This window comes from Microbacterium sp. JZ31, from assembly GCF_016805985.1.
Lineage (GTDB): Bacteria > Actinomycetota > Actinomycetes > Actinomycetales > Microbacteriaceae > Microbacterium.
In genome coordinates this window covers 932,231-947,272 of the sequence record NZ_CP017661.1, presented here as the reverse complement: position 1 = coordinate 947,272, position 15,042 = coordinate 932,231, and the positions used below count along the sequence as shown (strand labels likewise).

13 protein-coding genes are annotated in these 15,042 nt (G+C 71.7%); 6 read left to right on the top strand and 7 right to left on the bottom strand.

Annotated features, from left to right (window positions below):
* Positions 1-11: 11 nt before the first annotated feature.
* The 3 genes from BJP60_RS04525 to BJP60_RS04515 form a co-directional block, all read right to left on the bottom strand.
* On the bottom strand, positions 12-893 hold the full coding sequence (locus BJP60_RS04525) for a carbohydrate ABC transporter permease (RefSeq protein ID WP_442923399.1): 882 nt from the start codon (positions 891-893) through the stop codon (positions 12-14).
* Complete coding sequence (locus BJP60_RS04520) at positions 890-1,882, bottom strand: carbohydrate ABC transporter permease (RefSeq protein WP_203137853.1); 993 nt, start codon at positions 1,880-1,882, stop codon at positions 890-892. Before BJP60_RS04520 ends, BJP60_RS04525 begins: the two co-directional genes overlap by 4 nt.
* An 87-nt stretch (positions 1,883-1,969) precedes the next feature.
* Complete coding sequence (locus BJP60_RS04515) at positions 1,970-3,283, bottom strand: extracellular solute-binding protein (RefSeq protein ID WP_203137852.1); 1,314 nt, start codon at positions 3,281-3,283, stop codon at positions 1,970-1,972.
* 221 nt (positions 3,284-3,504) lie between these two features.
* Here BJP60_RS04515 and BJP60_RS04510 point away from each other — a divergent pair, with 221 nt between their 5' ends.
* From BJP60_RS04510 to BJP60_RS04500, 3 genes are read left to right on the top strand one after another with little or no spacing between them, the layout of a single operon-like run.
* Positions 3,505-4,533 carry a LacI family DNA-binding transcriptional regulator gene (locus tag BJP60_RS04510; RefSeq protein ID WP_238439558.1) on the top strand — a complete coding sequence of 343 codons (1,029 nt, stop codon included), beginning with the start codon at positions 3,505-3,507 and terminating at the stop codon, positions 4,531-4,533.
* On the top strand, positions 4,530-5,708 hold the full coding sequence (locus BJP60_RS04505) for an endo-1,4-beta-xylanase (protein ID WP_203137850.1): 1,179 nt from the start codon (positions 4,530-4,532) through the stop codon (positions 5,706-5,708). The genes BJP60_RS04510 and BJP60_RS04505 overlap by 4 nt, the downstream gene beginning before the upstream one ends.
* Positions 5,709-5,727: 19 nt before the next feature.
* Entirely contained in the window at positions 5,728-6,468 is a 741-nt protein-coding gene (locus BJP60_RS04500; RefSeq protein ID WP_203137848.1) for a sulfite exporter TauE/SafE family protein, read from the top strand.
* Here the strand turns inward: BJP60_RS04500 and BJP60_RS04495 are convergent, their stop codons facing one another.
* Entirely contained in the window at positions 6,469-7,095 is a 627-nt protein-coding gene (locus BJP60_RS04495) for a polysaccharide deacetylase family protein (RefSeq protein ID WP_203137846.1), read from the bottom strand. It abuts the gene before it with no gap.
* A 123-nt stretch (positions 7,096-7,218) separates the two neighbouring features.
* Here BJP60_RS04495 and xylA point away from each other — a divergent pair, with 123 nt between their 5' ends.
* Together xylA and xylB are read left to right on the top strand one after the other, a co-directional pair.
* On the top strand, positions 7,219-8,412 hold the full coding sequence (gene xylA / locus BJP60_RS04490; protein ID WP_203137844.1) for a xylose isomerase: 1,194 nt from the start codon (positions 7,219-7,221) through the stop codon (positions 8,410-8,412).
* A gap of 1 nt (position 8,413) precedes the next feature.
* The gene (xylB, locus tag BJP60_RS04485) at positions 8,414-9,856 is read left to right on the top strand and encodes a xylulokinase (protein ID WP_203137842.1); all 1,443 of its coding nucleotides are present in this window, start codon (positions 8,414-8,416) and stop codon (positions 9,854-9,856) included.
* Between the two features lie 144 nt (positions 9,857-10,000).
* Here the strand turns inward: xylB and BJP60_RS04480 are convergent, their stop codons facing one another.
* Positions 10,001-10,774, bottom strand: coding sequence for an LLM class flavin-dependent oxidoreductase (locus tag BJP60_RS04480; protein ID WP_203137841.1), 774 nt, complete (start codon positions 10,772-10,774; stop codon positions 10,001-10,003).
* A 47-nt stretch (positions 10,775-10,821) separates the two neighbouring features.
* Between BJP60_RS04480 and BJP60_RS04475 the strand changes: the two genes are divergently transcribed.
* Entirely contained in the window at positions 10,822-11,856 is a 1,035-nt protein-coding gene (locus BJP60_RS04475; protein WP_203137840.1) for a winged helix DNA-binding domain-containing protein, read from the top strand.
* A gap of 27 nt (positions 11,857-11,883) precedes the next feature.
* Here the strand turns inward: BJP60_RS04475 and BJP60_RS04470 are convergent, their stop codons facing one another.
* A complete protein-coding gene (locus BJP60_RS04470; protein WP_203137839.1) occupies positions 11,884-12,294 on the bottom strand; it encodes a VOC family protein in 411 nt (136 codons plus the stop codon).
* Positions 12,295-12,374: 80 nt separating this feature from the next.
* Positions 12,375-14,900, bottom strand: a complete 2,526-nt coding sequence (locus BJP60_RS04465; RefSeq protein WP_203137838.1) for an ATP-dependent Clp protease ATP-binding subunit — start codon at positions 14,898-14,900, stop codon at positions 12,375-12,377.
* Positions 14,901-15,042: the final 142 nt, after the last annotated feature.

The following is a 15,042-nucleotide window of genomic DNA, read 5'->3' as shown; positions in this document are numbered from 1 at the left end:
AGCGGTGCGGCTCAGCCCTTGACGGCGCCCGTGAGCCCGCCCACGATGCGGCGCTCGAAGAGGCTGAAGAAGATCAGTGCGGGCAGCATCGACAGCGACGTGTACGCCAGGATCATCGCCGCGTCGGACGCGTATTGCGACGTCGCCGCATTCTGCACGGCGAGGGGCAGCGTGTACTTGTCCGATCCGAGCAGGAACAGCGGCAGCAGGTACCCGTTCCACGAGCCGACGAACGCCAGGATGCCCGTGGTGACCACTCCGGGCAGACTGAGCGGCAGCACCATGCGGAAGAAGAACCCGAGGCGCCCCGTGCCGTCGATCGCCGCGGCCTCCTCGAGCTCCATCGGGATCGCCTTCAGGAAGGGCACGAGGATGATGATGGTCGTCGGCAGGGCGAAGGCGATCTGAGGCAGGATCAGACCGAGGTGGGTGTTCACCAGTCCGAGCGAGCGCACCATGATGTACAGCGGCGTGATCGCCACGGTGATGGGGAACATCAGGCCGGCCGCGAACAGCGAGTACATCTGGGCCTTGCCGGTGAAGTTGTAGCGCGCCATCACGTAGCTGGCCATCAGGCCGAGGGCGACCGTGCCGAGTGCCGTGCCGAGGCCGACGATGAGCGAGTTGATGAGCGCGGGCCAGAAGTTCGATCCGGTGAGGACGTTGATGTAGTTGTCCGGGTTCCACGGGTTGGGGAAACCCGCGGGGTCGGTCGTGAACTGCGCGTTGTCTCGGAAGCCGCCGATGATGACGTAGAGCACCGGCGTGATGCAGATCGTGACGAGGACGATCGCCGCGAGGTAGACGCCGGGGCTGCCCCACTTGACGTGCTCCTTGGGCTTGAGCGTGCGCTTGTTCACCGGGGTGATGGCGACGGAGGTATTCAGGCTCACTTCTCGTCCTTTCCGGGGCCGTCGGTCAGCGCGCCGGCGATGTCGCGACGCAGCACGAAGCGCTGATAGATGAGACCGACGGTGAGGGAGATGAGGAACAGAAGCACCGCCACGGCCGAGCCGAACCCGTACTCCCCCGAAAGGTGACCCTCGGTGTACATGTAGAACGCCATCGTGTGCACGCCCGCGCTCGGCGCGATGCGGCCCCAGACGATGAAAACGAGGTCGAACAGCTGCAGTGAGCCGATGATCGACAGGAAGGCCCAGATCCGGATGGTGGGTCCCAGCAGCGGAAGCGTGATGCTCCACTGCATCTTCCAGAAGCTCGCACCGTCGATAGCCGCCGCCTCGTAGAGCTCCTCCGGGATCGACTGCATGCCCGCGAGCATGAGGATCACCGCGAAGCCGATGTACTTCCAGGTGATGATGATCATCAGGGACCAGAAGGCGATGCTGGGGTCGGACAGCCAGGAGATGTCGAGCCCGAACAGCTGGTTGATGGCACCCGTGTCTTGCATGAGCATGCTCCACGCAAGACCCACCACGACCTCGCTGATCACGTAGGGGACGAAGATCATGATGCGGATGAAGGAGCGACCCTTGATCTTCTGATTCATGACCAGCGCGAACAGGATCGCGAGCGGGCCCTGCAGGAGGATCGAGGCGATGACGACGCCGAAGTTGTGGCCGACAGCGTCGCGGAACTCGGGGTCCTCGAGGATCCACAGGTAGTTCTGCAGCCCGTTCCATTCGAGCGCGCCCACACCGTCCCACTTGAAGAAGCTGTAGAAGGCGCCGAGGAAGACGGGGAAGATGACGAAGGCGACGAAGAGGAGGATCGCCGGTCCGGAGAGGAGAGCGATCTCACCCCTCTTGCGCCAGTCCGTGCGTCGGCGGCGCGCCGGCGGGCCCGACGCCTCGCCTCGCGCGACCGGGGCCGAGGTCGAGGCCGTCCTCCCCGCCGCGGGAGCGGTCTGAGTCGTGCTCATGTTCTGTGAAACCCGTCCTTGAGTCGTGGTTCGGGACGTCGTGTCCGGGTCGGCCCGCTCTCGCGGGCCGACCCGGAACACGAGTTGTCAGTCGCGCTCGGCGGCCTTGGCGACGTCGTCGATCACGGCCTGAGCGGAGCCGTCACCGGCGAACATCTTCACGACGCCGTCGTTGAGGGCGGTGCCGACGTTCTGACCGAGCAGCGTGTCGAGCCACATGGCCATGTACGGCGACTCCTGGTATGCCGCGAGGAAGGTGTTCTCGACCTCACCCTTCACGGCCTTCTGCGCCTCGGTGGAGGCCGGGACGGCGGAGTACGCCTTCGCGTACTTGTCCTGCCACTCGGGCGACGCGATGAAGTTCAGGAAGTCCTCGCAGGACGACGGCGAGTCGACCGAGCAGGAGAATCCGTCGACGCCGCCCATCATCGCGGCCGGGTCGCCCTCGCCGCCCTCCACGGCCGGGAAGGGGAACCAGCCCAGGTCGGGCAGCGGCTTCTTGTCCGGTGTCAGATCGGCGATCACGCCCACGTTCCAGCCGCCCATGACCTCCATGGCGGCCTTGTGGTTGGCGATGAGGCCGGCCGACGAGTTCGCGACGCTCTGCGCCGGCGTCGTCAGGAAGCCCTGGTTGAAGGGCTCGGTGCCGATGAACTCCTCGAGCTGCTCGGCGGCCTCCAGCCAGCACGGGTCGCTGAAGTCCTTGGTCGTGGCGATGTTGAGCAGCGTGTCCTCGCTGCAGGAGCGCAGGGCGAACCAGTAGTACCAGTGCGCGGCGGGCCATGCATCCTTCGCGCCCACGGCGATCGGGTCGATGCCGGCTTCCTTGAGCTTGTCGACGGCTTCGTTGAGCTCGTCGATCGTCGTGGGCGTCTCGGTGATGCCGGCCTGCTCGAACAGGTCCTTGCTGTAGAAGACACCGCCGGGAAGCACCGCGGTGGGGACTCCGTAGATCTTGCCCTCGACCGAGAACGCGGCGAACGGGGCGTCGCCGTAGTCGGCCTTGACGTCGTCGCTGACGAGGTCGGTGAGGTCCTTCACCATGCCCGCCTTCACCACGTCGGCCAGCTTGCCGCCGCCGCGCGCCATGAAGATGTCGGGCATCTCCTTCGACTGGACGGCGGTCTGCAGCTTGCCGTCCATCTGCTCGTTCTGGATGTCCTCGATCTTGAAGGTGACCTCGGGGTGCTCCTCCGTGTAGGCGGCGGTCGCCTCACGCCAGTAAGCCTGTCCCGGACCGGTGGTCGAGTTCTGCCAGATCGTCAGAACGCTGGGCTCGCCCTCGCCGCCGCCGTTGCTCTCGCCACCGGACGGGGCCGTGCTCGTGGTGCAGCCGGCCAAAGCCAGGGTGACGACTGCGGCCGCAGCCGCGCCGGCGGCCCATGCCTTGCGAACGCTCATGAGCGTTTCTCCTCTTCGTTGAGTAAGGGACGACCCGCCCGACGGTGTTGTCGGGTCCTCCAGGCGCGTCGGAGACCACGATGACATTTGTTTCCGGTTCCGTCAAACGTTATCGATAACGTTTTCGACGCGGTACGCTGACAGCACCCTGCGAGGAGGCCCGGCTCCGCTGCGCGACCGCCGCGAGCCCTCCCCGGGGTTCACGGCAAGGGGAGTAGACAGTGAGCGTGATCCTCGGAGAGCAGACGCCGTCTCGGCGCGTCACGATCAAGGACGTCGCGATCGCGGCCGGCGTCTCGGTCGCCACGGTCTCGAAGGTGGTCAACGGACGGGACGGGATCGCGGCCGCGACGAGCGCTCGCGTGCTGGGGATCGTCGACCAGCTCGGCTACGAGACCTCGCTGATCGCGTCGTCCATGCGCAAGCAGCGCACGCAGGTGATCGGCGTCCTCGTCGCGGAGTTCGAGCCGTTCGCGCTGCAGCTGCTCGAGGGCATCTCCTCGGCCCTGCAGGAGACGCCGTACGACATCCTCGCCTATGCCGGCAGCGTCTCACTCGGCGAGCACGCGGGCTGGGAGCGGCGCTCGCTCTCGAGGCTCGGCGGCACGCTCGTCGACGGCGCGATCATCGTGACCCCCACGGTCGCGATCGACGACGCCTCGGTGCCCGTCGTCGCGCTCGACCCGCACACGGGTCCGACGGGTCCCGCGGTCATCGACACCGACAACGTCGGCGGCGCGCGGACGGCCACCGAGCATCTCATCGCGCTCGGCCATCGGCGGATCGCACACCTGCGGGGCCGCACGGACCTCGTCTCCGCGCAGCAGCGCGAGGCCGGCTACCGCGACGCGCTCGCGGCGGCGGGCATCCCTGTCGACGAGGGCCTGATCCTGGACGGCGGGTACCGGGCCGCGATGGCGACCGCGGCCGCCGACGCGATGCTGAGCCGCGACGACCGCCCGACCGCGGTCTTCGCCGCCAACGACGTCACCGCCCTGGAGGTCGTCCGCGTCGCGACGGCGCGCGGGCTGCGCGTGCCCGACGACCTGTCCGTCGTCGGCTTCGACGACCTGCCCACCGCCGCGGCCGGCAGGCCGGGCCTCACGACCATCCGGCAGCCGCTCCTCGAGATGGGCGCCTCGGCCGTGCACCTGCTGCTGTCGATGCTGGGCGGCGGGCCCAGCGAGCACATCCGCATGCCCACCGAGCTCGTCGTGCGCGACTCGACGCGCGCGGCGGAGCGCTCGTGAACCCGCGCGTCGGATCCGTCGTCGTCGCGCTCACCGACGCCACGGGCGCGCCGCTCGCCCATCGGGACGTCGTCGTCGAGCAGGTGCGGCACGCGTTCGGCTTCGGCAACATCGGCTTCGAGCTCGTGCCCCACGCGAACGGCGAGGCCGACCTGACGGCGCTCGCGAACGACTGGCTCGCGCTGTTCGACACCGCAACGCTGCCCTTCTACTGGGGTCAGTTCGAGCCCGAGCGGGGTCACCCGCGCACCGCCCGTCTGCTCGCCGCCGCCCGCTGGTTCACCGAGCGCGGCGTGCGCGTGAAGGGCCACCCGCTCGTGTGGCACACGGTCAAGGCCACCTGGCTCGACGCACTGCCCTCGGACGAGGTGGAGCGCGTGGTGCGCGCGCGGATCGCCCGCGAGGCGACCGACTTCGCGGGCCTTGTCGACACGTGGGACGCCATCAACGAGGTGGCGATCATGCCGGACTTCGTCAACGAGCCGGACGGCGTGCCCAACGCCGTGTCCCGCCTCGCCCGCGAGCTCGGCCGTACGGGCATTGTGCGGCTCGCGTTCGACACCGCCCGGGCGGCGAACCCGGATGCGACGCTGCTGATCAACGACTTCGACCTGTCGGAGCGCTACGAGCGCGTGATCGCCGACGCGCTGGATGCCGGCGTCCGCATCGACGCGATCGGCCTCCAGACGCACATGCACCAGGGGTTCCGCGGCGAGGAGCAGCTCCTGGAGATCGCGGATCGCTTCGCGCGCTTCGGTCTGCCCCTGCACTTCACCGAGACGAGCCTCGTGTCGGGAGACCTGATGCCGCCCGAGATCGAGGATCTGAACGACTTCGTGGTCGACTCCTGGCCCTCGACGCCCGAGGGCGAGGAGCGGCAGGCCGACGAGATCGAGCGGCTCTATCGCACGCTGGCGGGGCATCCCGCGGTCGAGGCGATCACCTACTGGGGCATCACGGATGCCGGAGCATGGCTCGGAGCCCCGATCGGGCTGCTGCGTGCGGACGGGAGCCGGAAGCCCGCCTACGACCGCCTGCACGCGCTCATCCGCGGCGAGTGGTGGCTGGCGCCGAGCACGCTGCGCACCGACGCCGAGGGTCGCGTGCGCATCGAGGGATGGAAGGGCGACTACCGGGTCTCGGCGGGCGACGTCTCCCGCGATGTCACGATCTGACCCCCGATAGCCTGGGCGGATGCCCGAACTGTCCGCCTTGGCGTGGAGCGCGCTCGCGGTCGGCGCGGTCGCGGTCGGGGTGTCGAAGACCGCGCTGCCCGGAGTCAACACGCTCGCCATCGCGCTGTTCGCGGCGGTCCTTCCGGCACGGGCCTCGACGGGAGCGCTGCTCCTGCTGCTGATCGTGGGCGACGCGTTCGCGCTCTGGGTGCACCGCCGCCACGCCCGCCTGCGCGCCCTGCTGCCGCTCATCCCCGCCGTGCTGGCGGGCCTCGTCCTGGGGTCGGTGTTCCTCGCCTTCGCCTCGGACACGGGCACGCGCCGCGTGATCGGCGCGATCCTGCTGCTCGTGATCGGCGTGACGCTGTGGCGACGACGGCGAGCCGCGGCCGAGGAGGCGCAGACCGGCCGGATCGCAGCCGCCGCCTACGGCACGCTCGGCGGGTTCACCACGATGGTGGCGAACGCGGGCGGCCCGGTCATGACCATGTACTTCCTCGCGGCGAAGTTCCCCATGCGGGCGTTCCTGGGCACGACCGCGTGGTTCTTCGCGGGCATCAACCTCGCGAAGCTGCCGTTCTCGATCGGGCTCGGCATCATCGACGTCCCGACGGTCCTGATGGATCTGCTGCTCGTGCCGGGCGTCGTGGCCGGCGCCTTCATCGGGCGCGCGCTTCTGGACAGGATGGATCAGCGCACGTTCGAGCGCATCGTGATCGTGCTGACGATCGCCGGGGCGCTGTACCTGCTGCTCGGCTGATCAGCAGCCGACGGGAAGCGTGAAGCGCCATCCGGCGGCCAGGCGCTCGGCGAGGACGATCTCGACCGCCGCGACCGTGCCGCTCCGGTCGCCGCCGCCGTCGTGCGCGAGCACCAGCTCTCCGGGCCGCATCGCCTCGCGCAGGCGCGCCGTGAGGACCCCGACGTCCTGCGTCTCCCAGTCGCGGATCGTGTTGGTCACGGCGAGCGGGCGCATGCCCAGGTCCGCCCCCACCTCGGCGGTCACGCCCCAGCTGCCGTTCGGCGCGCGCCAGAACGGGACGGGCACGGGGCCGACGACCTCGCGGATGAGACGCAGGTTCTCCTGCAGATCGGCGCGCACGCGATCGGCCGCCCAGTCGCCCATGTCGGCGAAGGACGTCGAGTGATTGCACAGCACGTGCCCCTCGGCGACCGTGCGCCGCAGGAGGTCCGCGCCGCCCGGTCGCAGGATGCACTCCCCCACGACCGCGAACACCGCGCGGATTCCGTGCGCGCGCAGCAGATCGAGCAGCCGCGGGGTCGCGCGCGGGTCGGGGCCGTCGTCGAACGTGAGCGCCGCGACGAGCCCCGTGCCGTGCGCGCGGCGGACGTGCGCGGGCGCGGCGGGCGATGTGCTCGGGGACATGGCTCGACGTTAGCGGGACGCGGCCGCGCGGGTCGCTCGTGTCGCGTTGCGGGCCACGTCGACGGATGATATGTTCGCTACCGCAACAATTCACCGACGACGCTGAAAGCGGGTCTGCACACCATGTCGCTCACGCCCACCAAGGACGACAAGTTCTCCTTCGGCCTCTGGACCATCGGCTACACCGGCGCCGACCCGTTCGGCGGCCCGACCCGCCCCGCGCTCGACGTGGTGCACGCGGTCGAGAAGCTCGCCGAGCTCGGCGCCTACGGCCTGACGTTCCACGACGACGATCTGTTCGCCTTCGGCTCGACGGACGCCGAGCGCCAGACGCAGATCGACCGCCTGAAGCAGGCGCTGTCCGACACGGGGCTCGTCGTCCCGATGGCGACGACCAATCTCTTCAGCGCCCCGGTGTTCAAGGACGGCGGCCTGACGTCGAACGACCGCGACGTCCGTCGCTTCGCGCTGCGCAAGCTGCTGCGCAACCTCGACCTCGCCGCCGAACTCGGCGCGCAGACGTACGTCGCGTGGGGCGGCCGGGAGGGTGCCGAGTACGACTCGGCCAAGGACGTCCGCGTCGCGCTCGAGCGCTACAAGGAGGCCTTCAACTTCCTCGGTCAGTACGTCCTGGACAAGGGCTACGACATCCGCTTCGCGATCGAGCCGAAGCCCAACGAGCCCCGCGGCGACATCCTGCTGCCGACCGTCGGCCACGCGCTCGCGTTCATCAACGAGCTCGACCACCCCGAGCTCGTGGGCCTGAACCCGGAGGTCGGCCACGAGCAGATGGCGGGCCTGAACTTCCAGGCGGGCATCGCCCAGGCGCTGTGGCACGGCAAGCTCTACCACATCGACCTCAACGGCCAGCGCGGCATCAAGTACGACCAGGACCTCGTGTTCGGACACGGCGACCTGCACAACGCGTTCGCGCTCGTCGACCTGCTGGAGAACGGCGGCCCGAACGGCGGCCCCGCCTACGACGGCCCGCGTCACTTCGACTACAAGCCCTCGCGCACCGAGGACGAGACGGGCGTGTGGGAGTCGGCGCAGGCGAACATGCGCACGTACCTGCTGCTCAAGGAGCGGGCCCAGGCGTTCCGCGCCGACCCCGAGGTGCAGGAGGCGCTGAAGGCCGCCCGCGTCGACGAGCTCGCCGTGCCCACCCTGAACGAGGGCGAGACGGTCGCCGACCTCGTCGCCGACCGCTCGGCGTTCGAGGACTTCGACGCCGACGCCTACTTCGGCGGCAAGGGCTTCGGCTTCGTGCGCCTGCAGCAGCTCGCGACCGAGCACCTGCTCGGCGCGCGCGGCTGACATGTCGCAGGACTCGGTCACGGCCGAGCGCCGGCTGGTCGCGGGCGTCGACTCGTCGACGCAGAGCTGCAAGGTCGTCGTCCGCGACCTCGACTCGGGTGAGGTCGTCCGCGCCGGGCGGGCGACCCACCCGGAGGGCACCGAGGTCGATCCGGCCGCGTGGTGGGACGCGCTCCGCAGCGCCGTCGCCGAGGCCGGTGGTCTCGCGGACGTGGCGGCGATCTCCGTCGGCGGCCAGCAGCACGGCATGGTCGCGCTGGACGTCGACGGCCGCGTCATCCGCCCCGCCCTGCTGTGGAACGACACCCGTTCGGCGGGGGCCGCGGCCGACCTCACGGCCGAGGTCGGCGCCGAGGAGTTCGCGCGCCGCACGGGCGTCGTGCCCGTCGCGTCCTTCACCGCCACCAAGCTGCGCTGGCTCGCCGACGCCGAGCCCGCCAACGCCGCTCGCGTGGCGGCCGTGGCGCTGCCCCACGACTGGCTGACCTGGCGCCTGCGCGGCTACGGCCCCGCCGGGGCGTCGCCGCTCGGTCCGGTTCTCGACGAGCTCGTGACCGACCGCTCGGACGCCAGCGGCACGGCCTACTTCGACGCGGCGTCCGGCACCTATGACCGCGAGCTGCTCTCGCTCGCGCTCCGTCGCGACGCGAGCGAGATCGTCCTGCCTCGCGTGCTCGGCCCGTCCCAGTCCGTCACTGGCGGATCCGGATCGCTCGCGGACGGTCTCGTGATCGCGCCCGGCTGCGGCGACAACGCCGGGGCGGCGCTCGGTCTCGGCGCTGCGTCGGGTGACGTCGTGGTGTCGATCGGCACGTCCGGCACGGTGTTCGCCGTGACGGATGCGCCGGTGCACGATGCGAGCGGGGCCGTCGCGGGCTTCGCCGACGCGTCGGGCCTGTATCTGCCGCTCGTCGCCACACTCAACGCGGCGCGCGTGCTCGACCAGATCGCCCGCCTGCTCGGCGTCGACCACGGAGAGCTCGGTCGCCTCGCGCTCGCCGCCGAGCCCGGGGCGGCGGGCCTCGTGCTGCAGCCCTACTTCGAGGGCGAGCGCACGCCGAACCTGCCGGACGCGACCGCGACGCTGTTCGGCATGACGCTCGCCTCGACGACGCGCGAGAACCTCGCGCGCGCCGCGCTGGAGGGCATGCTCTCGGGCCTCGCCGACGGCCTCGACGCCGTGCGATCGCACGGCGTGACGGCGGAGCGGATCCTGCTGGTGGGCGGCGCGGCCCAGAACCCGGCGGTCGCCGCGATCGCCGCTCAGGTGTTCGACGCGCCGGTCGTGGTCCCGGTGCCCGGCGAGTACGTGGCGGCGGGCGCCGCGGTGCAGGCGGCCTGGGCCCTGACCGGCGAACGTCCGGACTGGCCCGTGTCGCTCTCGGCGGAGCCCGCCCCCGACACGCGCGCGGTGATCCGCGAGCAGTACGCGGCGCGCCGCTGATCCGCGGCGAGCGGGCCATACGAGAAGCCGTCCCGGGGGTCCGCTCCCCGGGGCGGCTTCGTCGCGCCACCCGGGGGCCGGCGCCCCGCCGGCGCCCGCGGGCGCGGGACCGATCGCGAGCCGGGGGTCCGCACAGCGGACGCGTCACCGGATCGCGGCGGTCACGTCCTCGACGAAGCGCGCGTAGTCGTCCGGACCGTCCGCGGGGGCGACCGCCCGCAGCACGACCTCGTCGACGGCGTCGAGGTACGCGGCGACGCGCTCGTGCGCCTCGCCGGGCCGGATGACGGTGTCGAGCGGCCCGAAGCCGAGCCGGGCGAAGTTCGCCGCATACGACGGGATCCGGCCGTAGCGTCCGGCTTCCTCCTCGAGCCGCGGCAGCGCCGCCGCGTCCGCCGCTGTGCGCACGTAAAGCGCGACGCGGCCTCGGGCGTCCGTCGCGTGGTGCTCCGCGGCCTGCGCCGACGCCGCGTCGGGCGTCAGCCAGTTCAGCACGACGCCGTCGGCGCGCTCGGCCGCGAGTCGGCGCATCTTCGGTCCCAGCGCCCCGAGCACGACGTCGGTCACTCCCCCCGCGCGCAGCCCGTCGATCGCGTCGCGCATCAGCCGGAGCACGCCGCCGCGCGCCGCTCCCGACCCCACGCCGAGCGTCAGCCGGTCCGCCGGCAGCGTGAGCCGCGCGAGGTCGTCCCGCAGCTCCGCGACGGGCCTGCGGTCGACGGGGATCACGCCGGTCGCGATCCGGATCGCCGAGGTGACCTCCGCCGCGGCGGCCACGACCTCGAGCGCGTTGTGCCCCGGCGTCTCGTTGACCCACAGGGCGCCGAGCCCCGCGGCCTCGATGAGCGGAGCGATGCGCCGAGCCGCGTCGGGCCCGGCGGACGCGGCGATGCCGACGGAGACGCGCTGCAGATCCATGCTCCGATCCTGTCACCCGTGTCGGCGGCCGGCGCTAGCGTGAGCTCGTGGAACTCACCGCGACCGAGGCCCGGCGGCTGCGCCACGCCGCCCAGCTGCTCGGCGGATCGGACCTCTCCCCCACCGAGGTCGTCACCCGGGCGGTCGCCCTGCAGGGGCAGGATCTGCCGGGCGTGCTGCGGGCGATCGCGATCCGCTCGCGCCCCGGCACGACGCTCGACGACGTGCGGGCGGCGTTCGACGCCGGCGAGCTCGTGCGCTCCTGGCCCATGCGCGGCACGCTGTTCGCCACGACGCCCGCGCATCTCGCGGCGATCCTGCACCACACGGGCGAGCGCACGCGACGCTCTACCGCGCGGCGGCGCGAGCAGCTCGAGCTCGGGGAGGCGGTGATCGGCCGGGCCCGCGGCGTCCTGCTCGACGCGCTGCAGGATCGTCCGCGCACGCGTGCCGAGGCGCTCGCGCTGTGGCAGGAGGCGGGCATCCCGACCGACGCGGGGCGCGGCTACCACCTGCTGTTCCACCTCTCGGTCGAGGGGCTGGTCCACTGGGGCCCGTTCGCCGGAACGGACCAGCAGCTCGTACCGACGGGTGAGACCGAGGCGGATCCGGACGACCTCGTCCGCGTGGTGCGCGGCTACATCCGGGCCCGCGGCCCGGTGACGGCGGACGACGCCGCGTGGTGGCTCAAGCTGCCGAAGACGCTCGTACGCCAGGTCGCCGCCCGGATCGAGGACCTGACGGTCGTGACCGTCGAAGGCGTCCCCGCCTGGGTGATCGGCGAGCCGGACGTCCCGCAGCCGTCGGGCGTCACGCTCGTGCCGGCGTTCGACGAGTGGATCCTCGGCTACGCCGACCGGTCGCTCGTCGCGACGCCCGAGATGCTCGCCGCGCAGGTGCCGGGCAACAACGGCGTCTTCCGCCCCGCGGTGCTCGTCGACGGCGTCGTGGTGGGCACGTGGCGCGTGCCGCCCCGCTCGGCGAAGGCGCCGCGCGCGCCGGAGGCCGAGCTCGTCGAGCGCACGAGCGCCGCCACCCGGAAGGCGATCGACCGGGCCCTCGCCGCCTGGCCGCATGCGTGAGCCGCGCGACCAGGGCGCACGCGTGGGTCACAGCACCGATTGGCCGATCGGGCCGGGGTTGCACGCGATCTCCCAGCGGTAGCCGTCCGGATCCGCGAAGTACCCCGAGTACCCGCCCCACTCGCGCCTGCGCGGCTCGGCGACGATCTCCGCACCCGCCGCGCGGGCCTCTGCCAGCACGGCGTCGACCGCTTCCTCGTCCGGCAGGTTGTGCGCGAGGGTGACGGGCGGCGTGCCGCCCGTCACGACGGGGCCGATCTCGTGCTCGGCGGCCATCCGGTCCCACAGCGACAGGATGAGCCGCTCCCCCATCCGCAGCATGAGCACCTCCCCGGCGACATGCATCTCGGGCTCCCAGCCGAGGCCGTCCGCGTAGAACCTCCGGCTGGCCTCGACGTCCGCCACCACGAGCGTGATGAAGCTGATCCGCTGTTCCATGACGGCATCGTGGCACGCCCGGCGGACACGGCGAAGCCCCGGGAGCCGACGGCTCCCGGGGCTTCGAGGTTTCGCGTCTGTCAGGCCGCGATCGCGAGCGATGCCGCCTCGACGATCAGCTGATCGTCGCGCGCGTCCACCCGCACGGACCCGCCGTCCGCGAGCGCTCCCGTCACGAACAGGTCGGCGATCCGGTCGTCGACCTCGCGCTGGATCAGCCGGCGCAGCGGGCGCGCGCCGTACTCGGGCTCGTAGCCGCGCTCGGCGAGCCAGTCGATCGCGGCGGGCGTGACGTCGAGGGCGACCTCCCGCGCGTCCAGCCGCGCGCGCGTCGCGCCCAGCATGAGCGAGACGATATCGTGCAGCTGCTCCTTCTCGAGCTTGCGGAACAGCACGATCTCGTCGATCCGGTTCAGGAACTCCGGCCGCATCGACTCGCGCAGCCGCCCCATCACCCGGGCGCGCAGGTCCTCGTCGTCGAACTCGCGGCCGCCCGACGTGAAGCCGATGGCGCCCGCACGCGAGGCGAGGAACTCCGATCCGAGGTTCGAGGTCATGACGATCACGGTGTTGCGGAAGTCCACCGTGCGGCCCTGGCCGTCGGTCAGGCGCCCGTCGTCGAGCACCTGCAGCAGCAGGTTGAACACGTCGGGGTGCGCCTTCTCGATCTCGTCGAACAGCACGATCGAGTACGGGTTGCGACGCACGCGCTCGGTGAGCTGGCCGGCCTCGTCGTAGCCGACGTATCCCGGAGGGGCGCCGACCAGACGAGCGACCGTGTGCCGCTCGCCGAACTCGCTCATGTCGAACCGGACGATCGCGCCCTCGTCGTCGAACAGGCTCGACGCGAGCGCCTTCGCCAGCTCGGTCTTCCCCACGCCGGTCGGGCCGAGGAACAGGAAGGATCCGACCGGGCGGCGGGCGTCGCCCATGCCCGTGCGACTGCGGCGCACGGCCTTGGCGACCGCCGTCACGGCGTCGTCCTGCCCGATCACGCGCCCGTGCAGCTCGTCCTCCAGCGTGGCCAGACGCTCGCGCTCGGACTCGGTCAGGCGCGCGACGGGGATGCCCGTGGCGCGGCTCACCACCGCCGCGATCTCGGGCTCGTCGACGACCGCGGACCCCGCGGATGCGGTGGCGGTCGCCTCCTCGATGCGGCGCTGGACGTCGGCGATCTCGTCGCGCAGGCGCGACGCCTCCTCGTAGCGCTCCGCCGCCACGGCCGAGTTCTTCTCGGACTCGAGCGTGCCGAGGCGCTCCATGAGCGCGCTCACGTCGGCCGGGGCGCCGAGACGCAGCCGCAGGCGGGCACCGGCCTGGTCGATCAGGTCGATCGCCTTGTCGGGAAGCACGCGCTCCGTCAGGTACCGGTCGCTCAGCTCCACCGCGGCGCGCAGCGCCTCGTCCGTGTAGGTCAGGCGGTGGTGCTCCTCGTACGCCGCGCGCAGACCGCGCAGGATCTCGATCGCGTCCGCCACGGAGGGCTCGCCCACCCGCACGGGCTGGAAGCGCCGCTCGAGCGCGGCGTCCTTCTCGATCGTGCGGTACTCCTTGAGCGTCGTCGCGCCGACGAGGTGCAGCTCACCACGCGCCAGGCGGGGCTTCAGGATGTTGCCCGCGTCCATGGCGCCCTCGCCGCCGCCGCCCGCACCGACCACCGTGTGGATCTCGTCGATGAACAGGATGACCTCGTCCTTGCGCTCCGCGACCTCTTCGACGGTCTTCGTCAGGCGCTCCTCGAAGTCGCCGCGGTAGCGCGTGCCGGCCAGCATGGCCGCGAGGTCGAGGGAGATCACGCTTTTGTCGCGCAGCTGCTCGGGCACGTCGCCCGCCACGATCGCGCGCGCCAGCCCCTCGACGACGGCGGTCTTGCCAACGCCGGCCTCGCCGACGAGCACGGGGTTGTTCTTCGTGCGGCGCGAGAGGATCTCGATCGTCTGCTCGATCTCCGACGCGCGCCCGATCACCGGGTCGAGCAGGCCGTCGCGGGCCCGCTGCGTGAGGTCGGTGCCGTAGGTCTCCAGCATGCCTCCGCCCTGCGGCGCCGCGGACGGCGCCTCGGCGCTCTCCGGGGCGACGGTCTCGCGGATGCCCTGCGTGAGCGCCTCCGCCGTGATGCCGGCGGTCGACAGGATCTGCCCCGCCGGGGTGTCCTGCGCCAGCACGAGCGCGAAGAAGACGTGCTCGGGGTCGATGTAGGTCGAGCCCGACGAGCGGGCGACCTGGAACGCATGGAACAGGGCGCGCTGGACCGCGGGGGTGATGACGGCCCCCTCGGCGTCGACGGCGGAGCCGGCCTGCGGCAGGCGCTGCTCGGCTGCGGCGGCGACGGCGGGGGCGTCCGCGCCGATGCGCGAGATGGCCGACGACACCGCGCGGTCCTCCGTGAGGACGTGCAGCACGTGCAGCGCGTCGAGCTCGTGCTGGCCCCGGCCGAGCGCGAAGCGGCCGGCGCGCTGCAGCAGGTCCTGCGTGCGCGCGCTGAGGTAGCGGCTCAGGTCGACCGAGCGCGCCGCGCGGGCACGCTCGCCCTGCAGGTAGCGGGCGAGGAACTCGTCGAACGCGCTCGCGCCGAAGAAGTCGCCAGTCGATGGGGTGTCGGGCATCCCGGATCTCCTCCCGAAATGGATTCGCAAAGTTGCGTGCCGTCGCATCAAGTTTGGAACTTGAGTCAGGCTCTGTCAACTTAAACGCGACCCGGCCGCGGGTATTCCCGACCGCCCGCATTCGGTTCACGCCGGCCGGGCG